This is a genomic window from Pseudomonas fluorescens (genome assembly GCF_005938625.1).
In the GTDB taxonomy this organism is placed as follows: Bacteria; Pseudomonadota; Gammaproteobacteria; order Pseudomonadales; family Pseudomonadaceae; genus Aquipseudomonas; species Aquipseudomonas fluorescens_BD.
Genome location: NZ_VCNJ01000100.1, coordinates 1 through 19,985, shown reverse-complemented (window position 1 = coordinate 19,985; position 19,985 = coordinate 1). Strand labels below are relative to the sequence as shown.

19 protein-coding genes are annotated in these 19,985 nt (G+C 59.3%); 5 read left to right on the top strand and 14 right to left on the bottom strand.

All coding sequences use genetic code 11. The features are described 5' to 3' along the window. The coding region (locus tag FGA82_RS32350) for a hypothetical protein (RefSeq protein ID WP_212760561.1) at nucleotides 1–297 on the top strand (297 nt) is incomplete at its 5' end. Then, on the top strand, nucleotides 294–1,355 hold the full coding sequence (dinB, locus tag FGA82_RS30770) for a DNA polymerase IV (RefSeq protein WP_077571383.1): 1,062 nt from the start codon (nucleotides 294–296) through the stop codon (nucleotides 1,353–1,355). The genes FGA82_RS32350 and dinB, both read left to right, overlap by 4 nt. A gap of 95 nt (nucleotides 1,356–1,450) precedes the next feature. Here the strand turns inward: dinB and FGA82_RS30765 are convergent, their stop codons facing one another. The 4 genes from FGA82_RS30765 to FGA82_RS30750 form a co-directional block, all read right to left on the bottom strand. Beyond that, a complete protein-coding gene (locus FGA82_RS30765; protein WP_077571384.1) occupies nucleotides 1,451–2,404 on the bottom strand; it encodes a hypothetical protein in 954 nt (317 codons plus the stop codon). Nucleotides 2,405–2,421: 17 nt separating this feature from the next. Continuing rightward, entirely contained in the window at nucleotides 2,422–4,137 is a 1,716-nt protein-coding gene (locus tag FGA82_RS30760; RefSeq protein WP_077571385.1) for a proline--tRNA ligase, read from the bottom strand. Between the two features lie 129 nt (nucleotides 4,138–4,266). Further along, a complete protein-coding gene (locus FGA82_RS30755; RefSeq protein WP_141130006.1) occupies nucleotides 4,267–5,826 on the bottom strand; it encodes an AmpG family muropeptide MFS transporter in 1,560 nt (519 codons plus the stop codon). Between the two features lie 43 nt (nucleotides 5,827–5,869). Next, nucleotides 5,870–6,223: an MGMT family protein gene (locus FGA82_RS30750; protein ID WP_016985281.1), complete on the bottom strand. Its 354-nt coding sequence runs from the start codon at nucleotides 6,221–6,223 to the stop codon at nucleotides 5,870–5,872. A 165-nt stretch (nucleotides 6,224–6,388) separates the two neighbouring features. On the opposite strand from FGA82_RS30750, the gene FGA82_RS30745 reads away from it, so the two are divergent. After that, nucleotides 6,389–7,396, top strand: a complete 1,008-nt coding sequence (locus FGA82_RS30745; RefSeq protein WP_141130005.1) for a DUF481 domain-containing protein — start codon at nucleotides 6,389–6,391, stop codon at nucleotides 7,394–7,396. A gap of 164 nt (nucleotides 7,397–7,560) precedes the next feature. Here FGA82_RS30745 and FGA82_RS30740 read toward each other — a convergent pair whose 3' ends face one another. After that, nucleotides 7,561–7,770: a cold-shock protein gene (locus FGA82_RS30740; RefSeq protein WP_002554837.1), complete on the bottom strand. Its 210-nt coding sequence runs from the start codon at nucleotides 7,768–7,770 to the stop codon at nucleotides 7,561–7,563. Between the two features lie 354 nt (nucleotides 7,771–8,124). On the opposite strand from FGA82_RS30740, the gene dcd reads away from it, so the two are divergent. Further along, entirely contained in the window at nucleotides 8,125–8,691 is a 567-nt protein-coding gene (gene dcd / locus FGA82_RS30735; protein ID WP_007918616.1) for a dCTP deaminase, read from the top strand. 107 nt (nucleotides 8,692–8,798) lie between these two features. Further along, nucleotides 8,799–9,008, top strand: coding sequence for a hypothetical protein (locus FGA82_RS30730; RefSeq protein ID WP_095119221.1), 210 nt, complete (start codon nucleotides 8,799–8,801; stop codon nucleotides 9,006–9,008). Nucleotides 9,009–9,054: 46 nt separating this feature from the next. On the opposite strand, the gene pdeM is transcribed toward FGA82_RS30730, so the two are convergent. The 9 genes from pdeM to FGA82_RS30685 all read right to left on the bottom strand — a co-directional run bounded on the left by pdeM (nucleotide 9,055) and on the right by FGA82_RS30685 (nucleotide 19,625). Continuing rightward, nucleotides 9,055–9,711 (bottom strand): ligase-associated DNA damage response endonuclease PdeM, encoded by a 657-nt coding sequence (pdeM, locus tag FGA82_RS30725; protein WP_141130004.1) that lies wholly within the window; start codon nucleotides 9,709–9,711, stop codon nucleotides 9,055–9,057. Continuing rightward, nucleotides 9,708–12,197, bottom strand: a complete 2,490-nt coding sequence (locus FGA82_RS30720; protein ID WP_141130003.1) for a ligase-associated DNA damage response DEXH box helicase — start codon at nucleotides 12,195–12,197, stop codon at nucleotides 9,708–9,710. The genes pdeM and FGA82_RS30720 overlap by 4 nt, the downstream gene beginning before the upstream one ends. Nucleotides 12,198–12,369: 172 nt before the next feature. Next, nucleotides 12,370–13,134, bottom strand: a complete 765-nt coding sequence (locus tag FGA82_RS30715) for an ABC transporter ATP-binding protein (RefSeq protein WP_007918612.1) — start codon at nucleotides 13,132–13,134, stop codon at nucleotides 12,370–12,372. 13 nt (nucleotides 13,135–13,147) lie between these two features. Beyond that, nucleotides 13,148–14,266, bottom strand: a complete 1,119-nt coding sequence (locus tag FGA82_RS30710) for a succinylglutamate desuccinylase/aspartoacylase family protein (RefSeq protein WP_141130002.1) — start codon at nucleotides 14,264–14,266, stop codon at nucleotides 13,148–13,150. Nucleotides 14,267–14,279: 13 nt separating this feature from the next. Then, nucleotides 14,280–14,990, bottom strand: a complete 711-nt coding sequence (locus FGA82_RS30705) for an ABC transporter permease (protein ID WP_034154960.1) — start codon at nucleotides 14,988–14,990, stop codon at nucleotides 14,280–14,282. After that, nucleotides 14,987–15,715, bottom strand: a complete 729-nt coding sequence (locus FGA82_RS30700; protein WP_141130001.1) for an ABC transporter permease — start codon at nucleotides 15,713–15,715, stop codon at nucleotides 14,987–14,989. Before FGA82_RS30700 ends, FGA82_RS30705 begins: the two co-directional genes overlap by 4 nt. A gap of 56 nt (nucleotides 15,716–15,771) precedes the next feature. Next, on the bottom strand, nucleotides 15,772–16,554 hold the full coding sequence (locus FGA82_RS30695; protein WP_008083900.1) for a transporter substrate-binding domain-containing protein: 783 nt from the start codon (nucleotides 16,552–16,554) through the stop codon (nucleotides 15,772–15,774). Between the two features lie 351 nt (nucleotides 16,555–16,905). Next, nucleotides 16,906–18,594, bottom strand: a complete 1,689-nt coding sequence (locus tag FGA82_RS30690) for an ATP-dependent DNA ligase (RefSeq protein ID WP_141130000.1) — start codon at nucleotides 18,592–18,594, stop codon at nucleotides 16,906–16,908. Next, nucleotides 18,591–19,625 (bottom strand): ligase-associated DNA damage response exonuclease, encoded by a 1,035-nt coding sequence (locus FGA82_RS30685; protein WP_141129999.1) that lies wholly within the window; start codon nucleotides 19,623–19,625, stop codon nucleotides 18,591–18,593. Before FGA82_RS30685 ends, FGA82_RS30690 begins: the two co-directional genes overlap by 4 nt. Between the last annotated feature and the right edge of the window lie 360 nt (nucleotides 19,626–19,985).

The following is a 19,985-nucleotide window of genomic DNA, read 5'->3' as shown; positions in this document are numbered from 1 at the left end:
GCTCCATCCCGCGTCTGTGTGTCGGCATTCTACAGAGGAACGCCGGGGTGTCAACCCGCAATCTGGATAAAATCTGTTGAGGTTCAATCGGTTAGCGTTTTTTATCGGGTGTTTTTCACGCTGCAGGGCAGGCGGAGCAAGGCTTTCAGCTCTATTGGAGGCCGCTTGTCGATTGATAAAATAAATTCAAAGGACATTTCCTACCGCTTGGAAAGAACATTCATACCACTGGTGCTATATACAGGTGTCAGTGAGATACTGCCGATCCGGCTTGCCACATTCCCTTTTCTGACATGACTCAGCGAAAAATCATCCACATCGACTGCGATTGCTTTTACGCCGCCATCGAGATGCGCGATGACCCGCGCCTCGCCGGCAAACCGTTGGCGGTCGGTGGCTCGGCTGATCGGCGTGGGGTGATTGCTACCTGCAACTATGAAGCGCGGGCCTACGGCGTGCGTTCGGCGATGGCCTCAGGGCACGCCTTGAAGCTCTGTCCGGATCTGACCATCGTCAAGCCACGCATGGACGCCTATCGCGAAGCGTCGAAAGAAATACATACGATCTTCAGTGATTACACCGACCTGATCGAACCGCTGTCGCTGGATGAGGCCTATCTCGACGTATCCGATAGTGCGCATTTTGGCGGCAGTGCCACGCGCATCGCTCAGGACATCCGTCGCCGGGTCTCCAATCAATTGCACATCACCGTGTCTGCGGGTGTGGCGCCGAACAAGTTTCTGGCCAAAATCGCCAGCGACTGGAAAAAGCCCAACGGTTTGTTTGTGATCACGCCGGACCAGGTCGAAGACTTTGTCAGTGGTTTACCAGTGAGCAAATTACACGGTGTCGGCAAGGTCACGGCCGATAAGCTGGGCAAGCTCGGCATCGTTGACTGCTCGCAGTTGCGCGAGTGGGACAAACTGGCGCTGGTGCGAGAGTTCGGCAGTTTTGGCGAGCGACTGTGGAGTCTCGCCCGTGGGATCGATGACCGGCTGGTGCACAACGACAGTCGGCGTCAGTCGATCAGCGTGGAAAATACCTACGATGTTGATCTGCCGGATCTACGCAGTTGCCTCGACAAACTGCCAGAGCTGCTGGAAACCCTGAAAACCCGTATGGCACGGATCGACAGCAGTTATCGACCGGGCAAGCCGTTCGTCAAAGTGAAGTTTCATGACTTTACCCAGACGACGCTTGAGCAGGCCGGGGCAGGGCGGGATCTTGGCAGCTATCAGTTGATGCTGACGCAGGCGTTCAATCGCGGCGGGAAACCGGTGCGGTTGTTGGGGGTTGGGGTGCGGCTGGAGGATTTGCGCGGCGGGTTTGAGCAGATGGAGTTGTTTGAGCGGTAGATCTTAAAAGCAAAAGATCGCAGCCTGCGGCAGCTCCTACAGGGAAACGCGTTCCAATGTAGGAGCTGTCGAAGGCTGCGATCTTTTATGGGGCCTTAATTCGGTCCCGGATCCGCCACCAGACGCCCGGCATCCTTGGTCAAAGACTTGAGAAACTCAGTCTGCAACTCAGGATCGTTACGCGTCAGTTCGATCAGGCTTTGTTCCAGTTCGCTGGCTTCTTCTTCCAGACCCAGTTCCGACAGGCGTTTGACCCGGTGCACCCACTGGCTCACTTCGTCGTCTTCCAGATCGTCGTAAATCAGCCCGTGTGCTTCCAGCAACTTGCCACGCAGATGACTGCTGATCATCAGCGATGAGTCAGAATGCACGTCATCCTTGGCGTCTTCGACGCTGATCTGCAATTTGCCGACATGATTGAGGTCATTTTCGGCAAACGGACTGTCGAGCAGGTTCAGACGCAGTACACCATTGCGGTCGGTGGTCATGTCGAAGGTCTGCTTGCCAGCCTTGACCTGCACCGGCCGCTCGCTCCACGGCAGGCTCGAATACTCCGTGCGCTTGTCGCGCTGGACTTCATCTATACCGGCCAGATTCTGTTGCGCACGACCGTTGGACTGCACGTTCATGAACGGGTTGAGCCCGGCGAAACCGTAGCTCAGCCAGTCCTTGGTGACGCTGTCCGGCAGGTTGCCGAGGGCGAACACATTGACTACGTTGGCGCCGACGCCACCGACTACGGCCACCGCGCCCAGCGGAATCTCGTAGACCTCCCGCCAAGGCTGGTAGGGCGTATAGCGATCGTAGCGACGTGTCACTTCGAACTCGGTGACTTCAAAAGTCTTCTGCTCGTTGATCTTCACGCGTCGCTGCGGCAGCTCAAGCTCCTTAGGCTCACCGACATCGATCTGCAGGCTATGGTCGAGCAGCTTTCGCTCGACCCGCTCTTCGTGCTCGCTGCGTTGTGACATGTGATTGGCACAGCCGCTGACCAGCAGGGCACCGCACAGGGCGGTGCCACCGAGGCCTAAGGTGTTTCGCTTGAACATGACGTCTCTATCTGGTTTCAGCGGCGGATACGGGCCTGCAGGAAAGACAATACGTCGGCCACTGGCAGTGCTTGCGCTTCGCCTTCGGTGCGGCTCTTGTATTCCAGGTTGCCTTCGGCGAGGCCGCGGTCGCTGACCACGATCCGGTGAGGAATGCCGATCAGCTCCATGTCCGCGAACTTGATGCCCGGGCTGGTTTTCTTGTCGCGATCATCCAGCAGCACTTCGAAGCCGGCGGCCGTCAGTTCGGCGTACAGCTTGTCGGTGGCTTCGCGTACCTGCTCGGTTTCATAGCGCAGCGGTACCAGAGCGATCTGGAACGGCGCCAGGGTATCGCTCCAGATGATGCCGTTTTCGTCGTTGTTCTGTTCGATGGCCGCAGCCACCACGCGGGATACGCCGATGCCGTAGCAACCCATTTCCAGGGTCACTGGCTTGCCGTTCTCGCCCAGCACTTCGCACTTCATCGCCTTGCTGTACTTGTTGCCCAGCTGGAAGATGTGCCCGACTTCGATGCCGCGTTTGATTTCCAGGGTGCCTTTGCCGTCAGGGCTTGGGTCACCGGCAACCACGTTACGCAGGTCTGCGACGGTCGGAACCGGCAGATCACGCTCCCAGTTCACGCCGAAGTAGTGCTTGTCGTCGATGTTCGCGCCGATACCGAAGTCGCTCATCAGCTCGACCGAACGGTCGATGATGATTGGCAGCGGCAGGTTCAGCGGGCCGAGGGAACCTGCGCCAGCGCCAATGGCGTCACGCAGTTCGGCGTCGGTGGCCATGACCAGAGGGTTGGCAACGCCTGGTTGCTGGGCAGCCTTGATTTCGTTGAGTTCGTGGTCGCCACGAATCACCAGCGCGATCAGCTTGCCTTCTTCTTCGGCGCGCACGATCAGGGTCTTGATGGTCTTCTCAATCGGCAGATTGAATTTTTCCACCAGCGCCGCGATGGTTTTGGTGTCTGGCGTATCGACCAGACGCAGCTCTTCAGTCGCAGCAGCGCGCGAGGTTTCGCGTGGCACGGCTTCGGCTTTTTCGATATTCGCCGCGTAGTCGGAGCCGTTGCTGAAGACGATGTCGTCTTCGCCGGACTCGGCCAGTACGTGGAATTCGTGGGAACCGGCGCCACCGATCGAACCGTTGTCGGCTTCAACCGGACGGAATTTCAGACCCAGGCGCGTGAAGATGTTGCAGTACGCTTCATGCATGCGGTCGTAGGTGATCTGCAACGACGCCTGATCCGCGTGGAAGGAGTACGAGTCCTTCATGATGAATTCGCGGCCGCGCATCAAACCGAAGCGTGGGCGGATTTCGTCACGGAATTTGGTCTGGATCTGGTACAGGTTGATCGGCAGCTGTTTGTAGCTGCTCAACTCGTTGCGCATCAGATCGGTGATCACTTCTTCGTGGGTCGGGCCCGCGCAGAAGTCGCGACCGTGGCGGTCTTTGATGCGCAGCAGCTCAGGGCCGTATTCTTCCCAGCGCCCCGATTCCTGCCACAGCTCGGCCGGTTGGGTGCTCGGCATCAACACTTCCAGAGAGCCGGCGGCGTTCATCTCTTCACGAACGATGGCTTCAACCTTGCGCATGACTCGCAGGCCCATGGGCAGCCAGGTGTACAGGCCCGAGGCGAGTTTGCGGATCATGCCGGCGCGCAGCATCAGCTGATGGCTGATCACGACCGCGTCGGAAGGCGTTTCTTTCTGTGTGGCGAGCAAAAATTGACTGGTGCGCATGGTTGGCCGTTGTCGGTTGCTATGACTGGAAATGACTCCGCAGTGTACCGGCGAGTTTTGCCGACGTACAGGCGTGAGGTCAGTGGGAAGGCACGACGGCGGGATTCCTCCCGCCGTTGCCGAAACGTCTTACGATTCTTCTGTGACCGGCGTCGGCAAAGGCTCGGGCGTTGGCGTCGGGCCTTCGCGGCGGCTTTCCTGGAACCAGTGCAGGGCGATCAGCACCAGCGTCGGCACGCCGAGCAGGGCGGTGATCAGGAAAAAGCTGTGGTAACCGAACTTTTCGACCAGGACCCCGGAATACCCGCCCATCAGGCGCGGCAGCAATAGCATGATCGAGCTGAGCAGAGCGTATTGCGTGGCCGAGAACTTGAGGTTGGTCAGGCTCGACAGATAGGCAACGAACGCCGACGTCGCCAGGCCCGAGCTGAAGTTGTCGAGGGAGATCGTCACCACCAGCATCTGCAGGTTCGGGCCCATGTCGGCGAGCATGACGAACAGCAGGTTGGTGGCGGCCGAGGCCGCACCACCGATAAACAGAATCGGCAGAATGCCGAAGCGCACGATCAGCAGACCGCCCATGCCGGCGCCAACCAGCGTCATGATCAGGCCGAAGATCTTGCTGACGCTGGCTATCTGATCCTTGGTAAAACCCTGATCGATATAGAACACGTTGGCCATGACGCCCATCACCGTGTCCGACATCCGATAGGTGGCGATCAGACCCAGTAACAGAAACGCCTGCCAGCGGTAACGCAGAATGAAGTCGTTGACCGGCGTCAGCACCGGCGCGAGGCCGCGACGACCCATGGTCGACAGACACAGGCCGGTGAGCAGCGTATAGAGAATGGCGCGCAGGAAGGCGCGGTCTTCGAGCAGCAGATCGAGTGGGCTCATGCCGCCGAACAGCACGCTGGCGAAATCGGTGTTGTAGAGCTGGGTGAACATCGCCGGTACCGAGACCAGCAAGACGATCAGCACAAACACCGACATCAGTTGATGCATGAAGGTGTAACGCCCGGCCTGCAACTGCGTGCGTAGCGGAACCGGCGGCTCGCGCATGAACAGCGTGGTCAGCAACGCGGGAATCATCAATGCACCGAACAGTGCGTAAGTGCCGGCCCAGGCCGAATGCTGATAGTTGAAGCCCGTGGAGCCGAAGCCCTCAGCGAAGAACAACGCACCGGCAGTCGCCAGCAGCGCGGCCACGCGATAACCCGACATATAACTGGCGGCGAGGGCGGCCTGGCGATTGTCTTCGGCGATTTCCAGGCGATAGGCGTCCACCGCAATATCTTGGGTGGCGGAGGCAAAGGCAACGACAACGGCAATGGCGATCAACCAGGACAAGTGCTTCTGCGGATCACAGAAACCCATGCCGATCAGGCCGAGAATCACCAGCGCCTGCGAGAGCACCAGCCACGAACGGCGTCGGCCAAGCTTGCCCAGCAACGGCAGACGCCATTGGTCGAGCAGCGGGGACCAGACCCATTTGAACGCATAAGCCAGGCCGATCAGACTGGCGTAGCCGATGGTTTCACGGGCGACACCGGCTTCACGCAGCCAGACGGAAAGCGTAGAGAACACCAGCATGTACGGCAGGCCGGCGGCGAAACCCAGCAACAACAGCACGAGCGTCGAAGGACTGGCATAAGCGGCTAGCGCGGCGCGCCAGGTTTTACGGGGCATGGGCTGAAGTCTGCCTCAAGATTGCGAAAACAAAGCGCGCACTCTAACCGCTGTGCTCTACCGGACGCCAGCCATGGCGCTGAATATCCACACGATTGTTCAGGACGGTGATGCCTTCCATGCGCAATCGTGCCCGTTGTTCATCGCCCGACGGGCTCCCCACCGGCAGGCTGATCCGACCGCCGGCACCCAGCACTCGGTGCCAGGGCAGCTTGGTATCGCCGGGTAACTGACTCAAGGTGCGGCCGACCCAGCGGGCGGCGCGCCCCAACCCGGCCAGCTCGGCTAACTGACCATAGCTGACGACTTTGCCTTCGGGCACTTGGGCGAGCGTCGAGTAGAGCGCCGTGCGTCGGATTTGCGCATCGTTTTCGACGCTGTCGAGCGGGTCTTTCACGTACGCGGTTCCTGAGCATGAACAGTTTGATGGCTTTCAGAGTAATCGGTGTTCGCGCCGTTGAGAAATGAACTCATTAGAAATAGTCCGGTCAGTCCTTGTCAGGGTCTTATTCCTACGGATAATGCCGACCTTTTTCCGCAAACTTGAGCCTTCGATTCGCTTATGTTGTCCAGATCCCTGCTGTGCCTTGCTGTTTTCAGTGCGTCCACGCCCCTGCTTGCCGACACCGTCTGGTTGAAGAATGGTGACAAGTTGAGCGGCACCATCACCGTGTTCGATGGCGGCAAGCTGTTGATCCAGACCAAATATGCCGGTGCGGTCACCATTGACTGGAAAGAGGTCAAAACCCTGGACAGCGATCAGCACTTGCTGGTCAAGCAGGACGCCTATACCGGTGAAGTGTCCAAGTCGCTGACCGCCGCCGAAGATGGCAAAGTCACCCTGGCCAACGGTGAAGCGCCGAAAACCGTCGAGCTGGCGAGCATTCAGCAGATTCTCAAGCCGAAACCGGTGGTCGAGGATCTGGTGTGGAAGGGCAATGTCGACTTGGCACTGGACTATCAGCGCGCCGAGAAGGACACCGATGACTACGATGTCGGCTTCAAGACCACTGCACGTCATGGGCGCTGGCGCCACACTGCCGAAGGCGAATACAACCGAGAAGTGCAGGACGACGAAACCACCACCGACAACTGGCGCGCTGAATACGCACTCGACCGCTTCCTGACCGATAAGTGGTTTTGGCAGGGCCGTCTGAACTACAAGCGCGATCACATCGAAGAGTTGTCGCGTCAGCGTGTGGTCGGTACCGGTCCCGGCTACCAGTTCTGGGATGATGAGTTGGGCGCGTTCTCGCTGGGCTCGCTGCTCAACCGCACGGACTATGAGTACCGCGATGGAAGCAAGGACAACTTCTATTCCGTCGCCATGAAGTGGGATTACAACCGTTACCTGATCGGCAAGAAAGTCGAGTTCTTCACCAACGGTGAAGTGGGCAAGCCGCTGTCGGGTGTTGCCGATTATGCGCTGGATGCGGAAATGGGCTTGCGCTACAAAGTTACCGATTGGGCCTCGCTCAACCTCAAGGCTGAGCGCGACATCATCAGCGGCACCAACGATGCGGATCTGAACAAGACCCGTTACACCGCAGGTTTTGGCGTGGCCTGGTAACGCACAAGCAAAAGATCGCAGTCTTCGGCAGCTCCTACAAAGGATTGATGTACATCCTGTAGGAGCTGCCGAAGGCTGCGATCTTTTTTTGCGAGCTGAAAAACAGACGCCCACAAAAAAGCCCCGCTTTTAAGGGCGGGGCTCTTTTCTAAAGAAGCTACAAGTTAGATAACTTGTACTTCTTCAGCTTGCATGCCTTTCTGACCGCGGGTAGCGATGAAAGAAACCTGTTGGCCTTCTTTCAGGCTTTTGAAGCCGTCGGATTGGATAGCTTTGAAGTGAACGAACAGGTCGTCACCGGATTGTGGAGTGATGAAGCCGAAGCCTTTTTCATCGTTGAACCACTTAACGGTACCGGTTTGGCGATTAGACATGGTGTAACTCCTTGAACAAAGATAACTGCGACTCAGGAAGAACCCTGGCCGAGACTGAGTGCAAAGAGCAGGAAAAATTCTTGTAGATGGTTGGATCGAAATTCAACATATCGTGTAGAGATTCTCAGTGACACAAGCAACACAGTGACGCCACCTTAACCCAGTTTCCGAGAAGTGCCAATGCTTCTTGCGAAGGTTTCTCTGTTTTCGGGATCGGCGGTGTGACGGTTCGTCGCCAAAGCCCGTATTTCATGGGTGTTCGGCGAGAATTGCACCGCGCACTTTGAACCCGGCGGCGCGCCCGGTAAGATGCCGGACAGAATTTTTCCACCTCGCTATTCAGGACACCCCGCCATGAGCATCAAATCGGACAAGTGGATTCGCCGCATGGCGCAGGAACACGGCATGATCGAACCGTTCGTCGAGCGCCAGATGCGCGGCAGCGATGACAGCCGAGTGATCTCCTACGGTGTATCGAGCTATGGCTACGATGTACGTTGCACCAATCACTTCAAGGTGTTCACCAACATCAACTCGTCCATCGTCGATCCGAAAAACTTCGATCCGGGCAGCTTCGTCGACGTCCACAGCGACGTCTGCATCATTCCGCCGAACTCGTTCGCGCTGGCCAGCACCGTCGAATATTTCCGCATTCCACGCAATGTGCTGACCATCTGCCTGGGTAAAAGCACCTACGCGCGTTGCGGCATCATCGTTAACGTCACGCCGCTCGAGCCTGAGTGGGAAGGTCACGTGACGCTGGAGTTCTCCAACACCACCAACCTGCCGGCGAAGATCTACGCCAACGAAGGCGTGGCGCAGATGCTCTTCCTTGAATCCGACGAGGAATGCGAAGTGTCCTACAAGGATCGTGGCGGCAAGTATCAGGGCCAGCGCGGCGTCACTTTGCCGCGCACCTGATCGGTCCATCCGACAGATCGCGGGAATTCTTTGGCGGGCAGACACTCTATGGGGTGTACTGCCCGTTTTTGCTTTCGGCAAAACGGGCCTTCGCCGAGGAGTGCCCTATGAAGATCGATCCGCAAATCACCGCCGAACTGGCAAGGCTCGAGCCCAATCAGATTGGCGTATTGGCCTGGTCCTTGTTGGCGCATCCGGCGCTGAGCATGGCCGGCGGAATTCCCGGACAGCCTGATCCCGATACCCCCAACGAACAACCCACCGAGCCGGGCGAACCGACGCTGCCGGACGAACCGCCACCGGCACCGGTTGCCTGATTTGCATTGAAAACGAATGGCCAGTCAGATGAAGTCTGCAAAGACTTCAGCTGACTGGCCATATTTCGTTGTCGCCGATGACAAAAATCCTGCAGCTTTCATTCTTCTCGACCGGATAGCCCCCAGTAAAGGCGCCAAAGGCCGGCAGCAGGCTCAGGCGTTCGCCGAGTCTGAAACACGCCAGGCGCAAGCTCTGCCGACCCTTGCCATGTAACCGATAGACCGGGTGCACATGACCCGCCAGCACGTGTCTTTCAGGATGCGGGTCCGGTTCATGTTGCAAGGCGAATGGCCCGAGCAGCAGCGGTTCCGGCACCACCCGGATATTCAACGATTCAGGCGGATCACCTGCGCGTTTGTCGTGATTGCCGCGAATCAGCGTCATCGGCAACTCCGCGTGACGCGCACGCCATTGCGCCAGCGCGCTCAGCGTGCCCGGGGCATGAGAGCCGGGCCCGTGCAGGAAATCCCCGAGAAAGATCAATAAGCGGCAGGGCAGCTTTGTCAGCAGCCGATCAATCACGGCAATATTGCTCGCCGTGGTGCCATGTGGAACCGGTTGACCAAGACTGCGGTAAGCCGCCGCTTTGCCGAAATGCACATCGGCAATCAACAAGACCTGCTGCGCGGGCCAGTACAAGGCTTTCTCCGGCAAGAGCCACAGCTCTTCACCAGCCAGACGCACCGGGTAGGCCGCATTCATGGGGATTTATCCTTGTCGGCGCTATTCTCCAGATCACCGACCATCCGTCTGATCCGGTCAGCGAGTTTTTCCGAACTCATGCTTTCGCGCATGCGTTCCACCAGCAGCGGAAACCCTAGTGGCGTAGGACGTTTGAGCTGATGCACGTCCAGTTTCATCCCGTTGATCTGCTCCAATGTCTGTTCCAGACGACGAATATCCAGTTCTTCCCGTAGGACTTCTTCCCCGGCCTGGGCCAGCAACAGGTTGTCAGCGTCGTATTGTTTGAACACTTCGAAAAACAAACCGCTGGACGCCTGCACCTGGCGGGTACTTTTCGGCGCACCGGGGTAACCGGCGAAGACCAGCCCGGCAATCCGCGCGATCTCGCGAAAGCGCCGCAGCGCCAGTTCGCCGGCATTCAGGCTGGCCAGAACGTCCGCTAACAAATCATCAGCATTGAAGAGATCGGTATTCAAATACTCGGCCCAGTCGATCGGCGTAGCGCTGAGCAATTCCAGGCCGTAATCGTTCACCGCGATGGAAAACGTCACGGGCTGCCGTTGACTGACGCGCCAGGCCAGCAGGCTCGCCAGGCCCAGATGCACTTGGCGCCCGGCAAACGGATAGAGGAAAAGGTGCCAGCCCTCGCGGGACTTCAGTAGTTCGGCTAACAGATTTTCTGTTGTGGGTAACCCGGACCAGCGCATCTGGGTTTCCAGCAACGGTCGCAAGGCTTGCATTTCCGGGCCGACAAACTCGCTCTGCGCCGCCGCACTGAAGCGCCTGACCACGGCCTCGGCCAATTCGTTGGAAAGCGGCATCCGCCCGCCATTCCAGCGCGGTACGGCGGCTTTCTTCGCGGTGCTGCGTTTGACGTAAGCGGTCATGTTTTCCACTCGCACCAGCTCCAGCAAACGCCCGGCAAAGAGAAAACCGTCGCCCGGTTTGAGCCGCGCAATAAAGCCTTCCTCGACACTGCCCAACTGCTTGCCACCGCCACCCTTGCTCCAGAATTTCAGATGGATGCTCGCGTCGCTGACGATGGTGCCGATGCTCATGCGATGGCGCCGCGCCAATCGCGCATCCGGTACGCGCCAGATGCCGTGCTCGTCGGGTTCGACCCGGCGATAGTCCGGATAAGCCGTCAGAGACATTCCGCCGTGGCGTACGAAAGCCAGCGCCCAGGCCCAATCGGCGGGTGTCAGGTCACGATAAGCCCAGGCGCCACGGACTTCTTCGTACAACTCATCGGGTAAAAATCCGCCGCCAAGGGCCATGCTGACCAAATGCTGGACCAGCACATCCAATGGTTTGTGCGGTGACTGGCGTGGTTCGATGCGCCGTTGCTCGACGGCATCGCGGGCGGCAGCGGCTTCGATCAACTCAAGGCTGTGCGTCGGCACCAGCGTTACCCGCGATGTGCGCCCCGGAGCATGGCCGGAGCGCCCGGCGCGTTGCATCAATCGTGCGACGCCTTTGGCCGAGCCGATTTGCAACACGCGTTCGACCGGCAGGAAGTCCACGCCCAGATCCAGGCTTGAGGTGCAGACCACGGCTTTCAAATAGCCGTCCTTCAATGCCTGTTCTACCCAGTCACGGGTATCGCGTGACAATGAGCTGTGATGCAAGGCGATCAACCCGGCCCAGTCCGGCCGTGCCTCCAGCAGCGCCTGATACCAGATTTCCGACTGTGCCCGGGTGTTGGTGAACACCAGGGTGCTGGCGCAGGCCTCCAGTTCAGCAACGACCTGCGGCAACATCTTCAGACCGATGTGCCCGGCCCAGGGAAAACGCTCAATCGACGGAGGGAGAAGGGTGTCGACTTTCAGCGCTTTTTCGCTTTGTCCCTGGATGCTGACGCCACCGCCCTGCGGGATCAGTACCTGTTCGGCGTGGGATTGATTACCTAAGGTGGCCGATACGCCCCAGACGATCAGCTCAGGTTGCCAATGCCGTAGGCGGGCCAGGGCCAGTTGCAGTTGCACGCCGCGCTTGTTGCCCAGCAGTTCGTGCCATTCATCGACGACGATCATGCGCAGACTCGCCAGCGCCACCTGCGCATCGGCACGAGCGAGCAGCAGTGTCAGGCTTTCCGGCGTGGTGATCAGCGTGGTCGGCAGGCGTCGGCTCTGCCGGGCTCGTTCGCTGCTGCTGGTGTCACCGGTGCGCAAGCCGATGCTCCATGGGATCTGCAGGTCATCGACCGGCGTTTGCAGGGCGCGCGCGGTGTCGGCGGCGAGGGCGCGCATGGGGGTGATCCACAGGACGGTCAGCGGTTCGGCCGGTGGTTTGCGCTTGCGTGAGGTTTCAATAACAACAGAGGATTTAGCGAAACGATTGAGTGCGGCAAACCACACTGCATAGGTTTTACCTGCACCGGTGCTGGCGTGAAGCAGCCCGGATTCGCCGCTCTTGACCGCCGCCCACACCTGCTTCTGAAAGGCGAACGGCTTCCAGCCGCGGGCGCTGAACCAGGTTTTTGCGTGGTCGGGAGATTTCGCCATGCGGGCTGCGTGCGCTCTGGAGGTGTTCTTCCAGTGACCACATCAGTTGGCGAAAGGTTTAATCAGGGTGACCGTGTAGGAGTTGCCGAAGGCTGCGATCTTTTGATCTTGATCTCTATAAAACAAGATCAAAAGATCGCAGCCTTCGGCAGCTCCTACAGGGGAACGTGGGCTACTTGAGGTTGCCGCTGAGGAATTGCTTCAGGCGTTCGCTTTTAGGGTTGCCCAGCACTTCTTCGGGCGCACCTTCTTCTTCCACCAGACCTTGGTGCAGAAACAGCACCTGGCTGGAGACTTTTCGGGCGAAGCTCATCTCATGGGTCACCATGATCATCGTCCGACCTTCCTCGGCAAGCCCTTGAATCACCTTCAACACTTCCCCCACCAACTCCGGATCCAGTGCCGAAGTCGGCTCATCAAACAACATCACCTCCGGTTCCATCGCCAACGCCCGGGCAATCGCCACGCGCTGTTGCTGCCCGCCAGAGAGAAACGCCGGATATTGATCCGCCACTCGCGCCGGCAAGCCGACCTTGTCCAGATAACGCCGCGCACGGTCATCGGCTTCCTGTTTGCTGCAACCCAGCACCCGGCGCGGGGCCATGGTGATGTTTTCCAGCACGGTCATGTGACTCCACAGGTTGAAATGCTGGAACACCATCGCCAGCCGCGTGCGCAAACGTTGCAGTTCATCGGCGTCGGCGACGTGCATGCCGTGGCGGTCGGTGACCATGCGGATCGCCTGGCCATCAAGGCTCATGGCGCCGTCGTTGGGTTGTTCGAGAAAGTTGATGCAGCGCAAAAAGGTGCTTTTGCCCGAGCCACTGGCGCCGATCAGGCTGATCACGTCGCCGGTCTTGGCCTTGAGCGACACGCCTTTGAGCACTTGATGGTCGCCATAGCTTTTATGCAGGCCTTCAACGGTCAGTTTGTACATGGGACGAACATCCTCAAGGCGAAAGTAGGTAGCCACTGCGATAGGCTTCAGCGCCCGCGACGTGGGCGATAACCATGCCGGCAGTGGCCATGCGGCGCAGCGAGCGGGCGTACATCACGCCGGCGCTGGTGCAATGAATGGGGGTGATCCGGTCGTTGATCGGGTCGATGATTTCGGCAATCTGCTGTCCGGCTTCCAGGACTTGCCCTGCTGTTGCGGTGTACACCAGCAAGCCGCCGACCGGCGTGGTCACCGGTTCGACTCCCGCGAGAGGCGTGGCCGGGAACGGCAATGGCGGCTGCGGTTTGGTCTCACCGACGATCGCATCGGACTGGATCAGATAGTCGATCAGCGCCTGGCAGTCGCGGCTGGCCAGCGGATGGGTGACGTCACCCTGGCCGCGCAACTCGACGGTCACCGAGAAACTGCCGAGCGGAATCTCGAAGTGTTCACCGAAGCGTTCTTTCAGTTGCCACCACAGCAGGGTGAAGCATTCGTCGAACGACTGGCCGCCGGAATCAGTGGCCAGCAGGCTCGCCTGGGCTTCGATGTAGCGCGCCAGCGGTTCGACCTGCGGCCACGCTTCGGGCGTGGTGTAGAGGTGCACCACTGATTCGAAGTCGCAGTGCAAGTCGAGCACCATATCCGCGTCGCAGGCCAGTCGTTGCAGGGTCAGACGCTGGGATTGCAGTTGCGTGCTGGCCGTCTGGCGGGCGAGGGCGTTGCGCAGATGCGTGCGGATCAGTTCGAGGTTGTGCTGCGGATCGTCATTGAGCTTGCCCTCGATGGCGTTGCCGATCTCTTCACTGAGGTCGACAAACCAGCGGTTGAAGTTCTGCCCGCTCTCCAGTTCGTAGCGTCCCAGGGGCACGTCCATCAGCACTTGTTCGAGGCCGACCGGGTTGGCCACTGGCACCAGCACGATTTCGCTGCGCAGGCGCCCGGCCGCTTCCAGCTCGGCCAGACGCTGTTTGAGATGCCAGGCGACGAGCATGCCCGGCAATTCGTCGGCATGCAGCGAAGACTGAATGTAAACCTTGCCCTTGGCCTGCTCCGGGCCGAAGTGGAAGCTGTGGATCTGTCGTGCGGTCCCCGGCAGTGGGGCCAGCAAGTCATGGATCAGGTGGCGCATTTGCAAAGTTGTCCTAGTGAGTCGGGCCGAGGAAGGCCAGCCATCGGCGTTCGGCAAGGCGGAACAGGCCGACCAGCGCAAAGGTTATGGTCAGGTAGATCAGCGCGGCGATGCCGAACGACTGAAAGGTCAAAAAGGTCGCCGAGTTGGCGTCCCGCGCTACTTTCAGGATGTCGGGGATGGTCGCGGTGAAAGCCACTGTGGTCGAGTGCAGCATCAGGATCACTTCGTTGCTGTAATACGGCAACGAACGGCGCAGCGCCGAAGGCATGATCACGTAGGCATACAGTTTCCAGCCGGTCAGCCCATAAGCCTTGGCCGCTTCGACTTCGCCGTGGTTCATGCTGCGGATCGCCCCGGCGAAAATCTCCGTGGTGTAGGCGCAGGTGTTGAGGGCGAAAGCGAGGATCGTGCAGTTCATCGCATCGCGAAAGAAACTGTCGAGCAGCGGCTGCGCACGCACGGCGGCGAGGCTGTAGATCCCGGTGTAGCAAATCAGCAACTGGATATACAGCGGCGTGCCACGGAACAGGTAGGTGTAAAACTGCACCGGCCAGCGAATGTAGAAGTGCGGCGAAACCCGCGCGATCGACAGTGGGATCGAAACAAGGAAACCGATGAAGATCGAGGCGCTGAGCAGCCACATCGTCATTGCCAGCCCGGTGATGTTCTGGCCGTCGGTATAAAGGAAGGCGCGCCAGTATTCCTGCAGGAGTTCGATCATCGTACGGCCTCCCGGGCACCGGCGGCGTAGCGGCGTTCGAGCCAGCGCAGGATGAAGTTCGAGGCACTGGTGATCAGCAGATAAATCAATGCGGCGAGGACCAGAAAGTAGAACAGTTGATAAGTGCTTTTACCGGCGTCCTGCGCGGCTTTGACCAGATCGGCCAGACCAATGATCGACACCAGCGCTGTGGCCTTGAGCATCACCATCCAGTTGTTGCCGATGCCCGGCAGGGCGAAACGCATCATTTGCGGGAATACCACGAAGCGAAAGCGCTGGCCGCGTTTGAGGCCATACGCCGTGGCAGCTTCGACCTGACCGCGCGGCACAGCGAGGATCGCGCCACGGAAGGTTTCGGTGAAATACGCGCCATAAATGAAGCCCAGAGTCAGCACCCCAGCGCTGAACGGGTCGATTTCGATGTATTCCCACTCCATGTGATCGGTCAGGGTCGTCAACCAGGTTTGCAGGCTGTAGAAAATCAGCAGCATCAGCACCAGGTCCGGCACGCCGCGAATCAGCGTGGTGTAGAGCTGAGCGGGCAGGCGCACCAGTTTGACTTTTGACAGCTTGGCACTGGCGCCGAGCAGGCCGAGCAACACGGCCACCAGCAGCGACAACGCCGATAATTTGATGGTCATCCAGGTGCCTTCCAACAGCAAAGGGCCAAAACCCTTGAGGCTGAAGGCTGCGAGCCCCAGATTTTGTAAGAGGTTTTCGAACATAAATCAGCAACCTGAGCGGATGGAAAAGGCGCCCATCGAGGATGGGCGCCGGGGCATTATTTGCCGCTGTACAGATTCAGATCGCCAAAGTGTTTCTTTTGAATCTCGGCGTATTTGCCGTCATCGTGTAACGCTTTGATACCTTTATCTAAAAGCGCCTTCAGCTCAGTGTTACCTTTCTTAATACCGACAGCGGTTTTGGCTGGCAGCAATTCGTTGTCGACTGGCTTGCTAACGTCATAGTCGGCGCCCTGTGGCGACTTCAAAAAGCCCAGTTCGGCTTGCAGCATGTCCTGTATACCAGCGTCGAGACGGCCGGAGGTCAGGTCGGAGTACACCTGATCCTGGTTCTGATAGGCCTGGGTTTTCACGCCGGCCTTGTCCAGCACGGCTTTGGCATAGGCTTCCTGAATGGTGCCTTGCTCGTAGCCAACGGTTTTACCCTTCAGCGATGCGACGTCTGCGGTGATACCCGAGCCTTTTTTCGACACATAAGCGGTCGGGCCGGAGAACAGCTCGCTGGAGAAGTCGATGACTTTTTCGCGGGCCGGGGTCACGGTCATCGACGAAATCACACCGTCGAATTTATTGGCCTTGAGGCCCGGAATCATGCCGTCGAAGTCACTTTCGACCCACTTGCACTTGACCTTGAGTTCGGCGCAGATCGCGTTGCCCAGGTCGATGTCGAAGCCCACCAGGCTGCCGTCGGCCGCTTTCGACTCGAACGGTGCGTACGAAGGGTCAACGCCAAAGCGCAGCTCTTTGTATTCCTTGGCCAGCGCGGAGCCAGCGGCCATGCACAACGCCAGTGCAGAAAGGGTCAGCAATGCTTTTTTCATTATTCAATCCCTAAGAACCAATATGAGCGCTTGTGGCGCAGAATTATTGTTACTGGAACGCGTACGACCTATAGAAAGTAGCAATTTCCGAACCAGAGTCCCGAACAAGTGTTTTAAAAGGTGAGGAGAGCTACAAGATCAATGGATGAATGCACGAAAACGGGCGCGGCAGAAAGCGTGCACTGATTTGTGGCTTGTCGGGGACAGTCAAGCAGATCGCTGATCGTTCCCACGCTCTGCGTGGTAATGCAGCCCGGGACGCTCCGCGTCCCCTCCAAGGCCGAACGCGGAGCGTCCGTTGAGGCATTCCCACGCGGAGCGTGGGAACGATCAATGTCCCGGGAAAAGGGGTCAGGCCAGCAGGTCTTGCAGGGTGGCGAGGCTATCCGCTTCATCCACGGTTTTATCCTGACGCCAGCGCAGCATCCGGGGAAAACGCACGGCAATCCCGCTTTTGTGCCGCCGCGACAGGGCGATTCCTTCGAAACCCAGCTCAAACACCAGACTCGGCTTCACACTGCTCACCGGGCCGAATTTCTCCACGGTGGTCTTGCGCACAATGCTGTCGACCTGACGCATTTCCGCATCGGTCAGCCCCGAATACGCCTTGGCAAACGGCACCAGCGCGCGTTGGCTGGACTCGGGCGGGCCGTCCCACACGGCAAAGGTGTAATCGCTATACAGACTGGCCCGCCGACCATGGCCGCGCTGCGCGTAAATCAACACGGCATCGACACTGAACGGGTCGACTTTCCACTTCCACCACACGCCCATGTCCTTGGTGCGGCCCACCCCGTACAACGAATCCCTGGCCTTGAGCATCATCCCTTCAACGCCTAGGCGCCGAGAGGACTCGCGCTGGCGGGCGAGGTCGAACCAGTCGCTGCCGGTCAGCACCGGTGAGGGCAGCAGCACCGGGCTGTTGCAACGGGCGATGACCTCTTCCAGTTGCGCGCGGCGTTTGGCCTGCGGCTGGTTGCGCCAGTCTTCGCCCTGCCATTCCAGCAAGTCGTAGGCGAGCACTACCACCGGTACGTCTTCGAGGATTTTCTTGTCGAGGGTTTTGCGGCCGATGCGTTGTTGCAACAGGGCGAACGGCTGCACCGCCGGTGGTTCGTTAGATTGCGGATCGAAGGCATCTTCGGTGGTGGGATGGGTGCTTTTCCACACGACGATTTCGCCGTCGATTACCGTGCCATCGGGCAGCCCATGGACCAGCACATCTAGCTCGGGGAAGCGCTCGGTGACCAGTTCCTCACCGCGCGACCACACCCACAATTTGCCATCGCGTTTGACCACTTGTGCGCGGATGCCATCCCATTTCCATTCGATCTGCCAGTTGCTGGCCGGTCCGATCAGCGCTTCGAATTCTTCCACCGGTTGCGACAAGGCATGGGCGAGGAAGAACGGATAAGGCTGACCGCCACGCTGGGCATGTTCATCGCTGGATTCAGGGGCGATCAGTTTCAAGTAACTGGCGGCGCTCGGCCGGTTGGACAGATCGGTGTAACCGACCAGACGCTGCGCCACGCGCTTGCTGTCCAGCCCAGCCATTGAGGCAAGGGCTCGGGTGACCAGCAATTTTGACACGCCGACGCGGAAGCTGCCGGTGATCAGTTTGATGCACAGCATCAGGCTCGACCGATCCAGTTGCGCCCACAGGGCGGGCAGTTGTCGGCTCAGGAACTCCGGGGTTTCACCGCGCAGCGGCAGCAGTTTGTCTTCGATCCATTCGGCAAGGCCGGCGTCGGAGCTGTGCGGGTTTTCCGCGAGCACCAGCGAAATGGTTTCCGCGAGGTCGCCGACTGCTTGATAGCTTTCCTCGAACAACCACGGCTCCAGGCCTGAAATCTCTACAGCCAGTTCGCGCAGGATTCTTACCGGGACCAGTTGCCGGGGGCGGCCACCGGACAGGAAGTACACCGCCCACGCGGCGTCATGCGGCTCCGCCTGGGCGAAGTAGGCCTGCATTGCCGCCAGTTTGGCGTTGCTTGACGTGGTTGCGTCGAGTTCGGCGTACAACTCGGCGAATGCTTTCATGCGGGCATCTCGGCGATGGTCGGTTCGGCGGCGATGTTTTCTTCTTCGTCATCGCCGTATTCAGTGTTGAAACCCTGGGCATCCAGACCCTGTTCGCGCAGATGCCGCACCAGCACGCCAATCGAGCCGTGGGTGACCATCACCCGTTCCGCGCCGGTTTGCTCGATCGCCCAAAGCAGGCCGGGCCAGTCGGCGTGATCGGAGAGCACGAATCCGCGATCGACGCCGCGCCGCCGTCGGGTGCCGCGCAATCGCATCCAGCCGCTGGCAAATGCGTCGCTGAACTCGCCGAAGCGGCGCATCCAGGTGCTGCCTCCGGCCGAGGGCGGGGCGATGACCAAGGCCTGGCGCATGATCGGATCGCTTTTATTCACGTCTCCCGCGTAGATCGTGGGCGGCAGATAAACGCCAGCCTCGCGATAGACCCGGTTCAGCGGCTCGACTGCGCCGTGGCTGAGGATCGGGCCGAGGGATTCATCGATGCCGTGGAGAATCCGCTGGGCCTTGCCGAACGAGTAACAGAACAACACGCTGGCCTTGCCGGCGGCAATATTCGCCGCCCACCACTGATTGATCTCGCGGAACACCTGCGCCTGTGGCTGCCAGCGGTAGATCGGCAGGCCGAAGGTCGATTCGGTGATAAAGGTGTGACAGCGCACCGGTTCGAACGGGGCACAAGTGCCGTCCGGTTCGATCTTGTAATCGCCTGATGCCACCCAGACTTCGCCACCGTATTCCAAACGTACTTGCGCCGAGCCGAGAACGTGCCCGGCTGGGTGAAAACTCAAAGTGACACCGTGGTGCGTCAGGCGCTGGCCGTAGGCGAGGGTCTGCAGGTTGATGTCCTGCCCCAGTCGCGCGCGCAAAATCCCTTCGCTGGCGCTGCTGGCGAGGTAATGCTGGTTGCCGGTGCGGGCGTGATCGCCGTGGGCATGGGTAATGACCGAGCGCTCGACGGGGCGCCAAGGGTCAATATAGAAATCCCCCGCAGGACAATAAAGACCTTCGGGGCGGGCGATAACAAGGTCCATGTCGTTACCAGAAATGGGGGGCTTGTTAGCTATGAGGCTGGCGCGTGTCCGGAAGTTCTATCGACTTTGAAGGCCGCCCCTCACCCCAGCCCTCTCCCAGAGGGAGAGGGGGCCGACTGAGGTGTCTGGCGCGCTACATCGACCTGAAAAACCGAGTCGATTATGGATTCGGCACAGCACGAACCGAGTTAACTCCGGATTCGGCACAGCACGAACCGAGTTAACTCCGGATTCGGCAGTGCCCGTTCAGGTCGGCGAAAAACTTCAGCCACCCCCAATCAGTCCCCTCTCCCTTTGGGAGAGGGCTAGGGTGAGGGGCTTTCGATTTACAAGGCTGATCAAGCTGCCCGACGAGTTAAC

Bases quoted from the DNA above. Each gene is read 5' to 3' on its own strand.
- FGA82_RS30720 (WP_141130003.1), bottom strand. From the start codon at position 12,197: ATGGCGAAATCTCCCGACCACGCAAAAACCTGGTTCAGCGCCCGCGGC.
- dcd (WP_007918616.1), top strand. From the start codon at position 8,125: ATGAGCATCAAATCGGACAAGTGGATTCGCCGCATGGCGCAGGAACAC.
- pdeM (WP_141130004.1), bottom strand. From the start codon at position 9,711: ATGAATGCGGCCTACCCGGTGCGTCTGGCTGGTGAAGAGCTGTGGCTC.
- FGA82_RS30730 (WP_095119221.1), top strand. From the start codon at position 8,799: ATGAAGATCGATCCGCAAATCACCGCCGAACTGGCAAGGCTCGAGCCC.
- FGA82_RS30690 (WP_141130000.1), bottom strand. From the start codon at position 18,594: ATGAAAGCATTCGCCGAGTTGTACGCCGAACTCGACGCAACCACGTCA.
- FGA82_RS30715 (WP_007918612.1), bottom strand. From the start codon at position 13,134: ATGTACAAACTGACCGTTGAAGGCCTGCATAAAAGCTATGGCGACCAT.
- FGA82_RS30685 (WP_141129999.1), bottom strand. From the start codon at position 19,625: ATGGACCTTGTTATCGCCCGCCCCGAAGGTCTTTATTGTCCTGCGGGG.
- FGA82_RS30745 (WP_141130005.1), top strand. From the start codon at position 6,389: ATGTTGTCCAGATCCCTGCTGTGCCTTGCTGTTTTCAGTGCGTCCACG.
- FGA82_RS30695 (WP_008083900.1), bottom strand. From the start codon at position 16,554: ATGAAAAAAGCATTGCTGACCCTTTCTGCACTGGCGTTGTGCATGGCC.
- FGA82_RS30710 (WP_141130002.1), bottom strand. From the start codon at position 14,266: ATGCGCCACCTGATCCATGACTTGCTGGCCCCACTGCCGGGGACCGCA.
- dinB (WP_077571383.1), top strand. From the start codon at position 294: ATGACTCAGCGAAAAATCATCCACATCGACTGCGATTGCTTTTACGCC.
- FGA82_RS30700 (WP_141130001.1), bottom strand. From the start codon at position 15,715: ATGTTCGAAAACCTCTTACAAAATCTGGGGCTCGCAGCCTTCAGCCTC.
- FGA82_RS30755 (WP_141130006.1), bottom strand. From the start codon at position 5,826: ATGCCCCGTAAAACCTGGCGCGCCGCGCTAGCCGCTTATGCCAGTCCT.
- FGA82_RS30740 (WP_002554837.1), bottom strand. From the start codon at position 7,770: ATGTCTAATCGCCAAACCGGTACCGTTAAGTGGTTCAACGATGAAAAA.
- FGA82_RS30705 (WP_034154960.1), bottom strand. From the start codon at position 14,990: ATGATCGAACTCCTGCAGGAATACTGGCGCGCCTTCCTTTATACCGAC.
- FGA82_RS30760 (WP_077571385.1), bottom strand. From the start codon at position 4,137: ATGCGCACCAGTCAATTTTTGCTCGCCACACAGAAAGAAACGCCTTCC.
- FGA82_RS30765 (WP_077571384.1), bottom strand. From the start codon at position 2,404: ATGTTCAAGCGAAACACCTTAGGCCTCGGTGGCACCGCCCTGTGCGGT.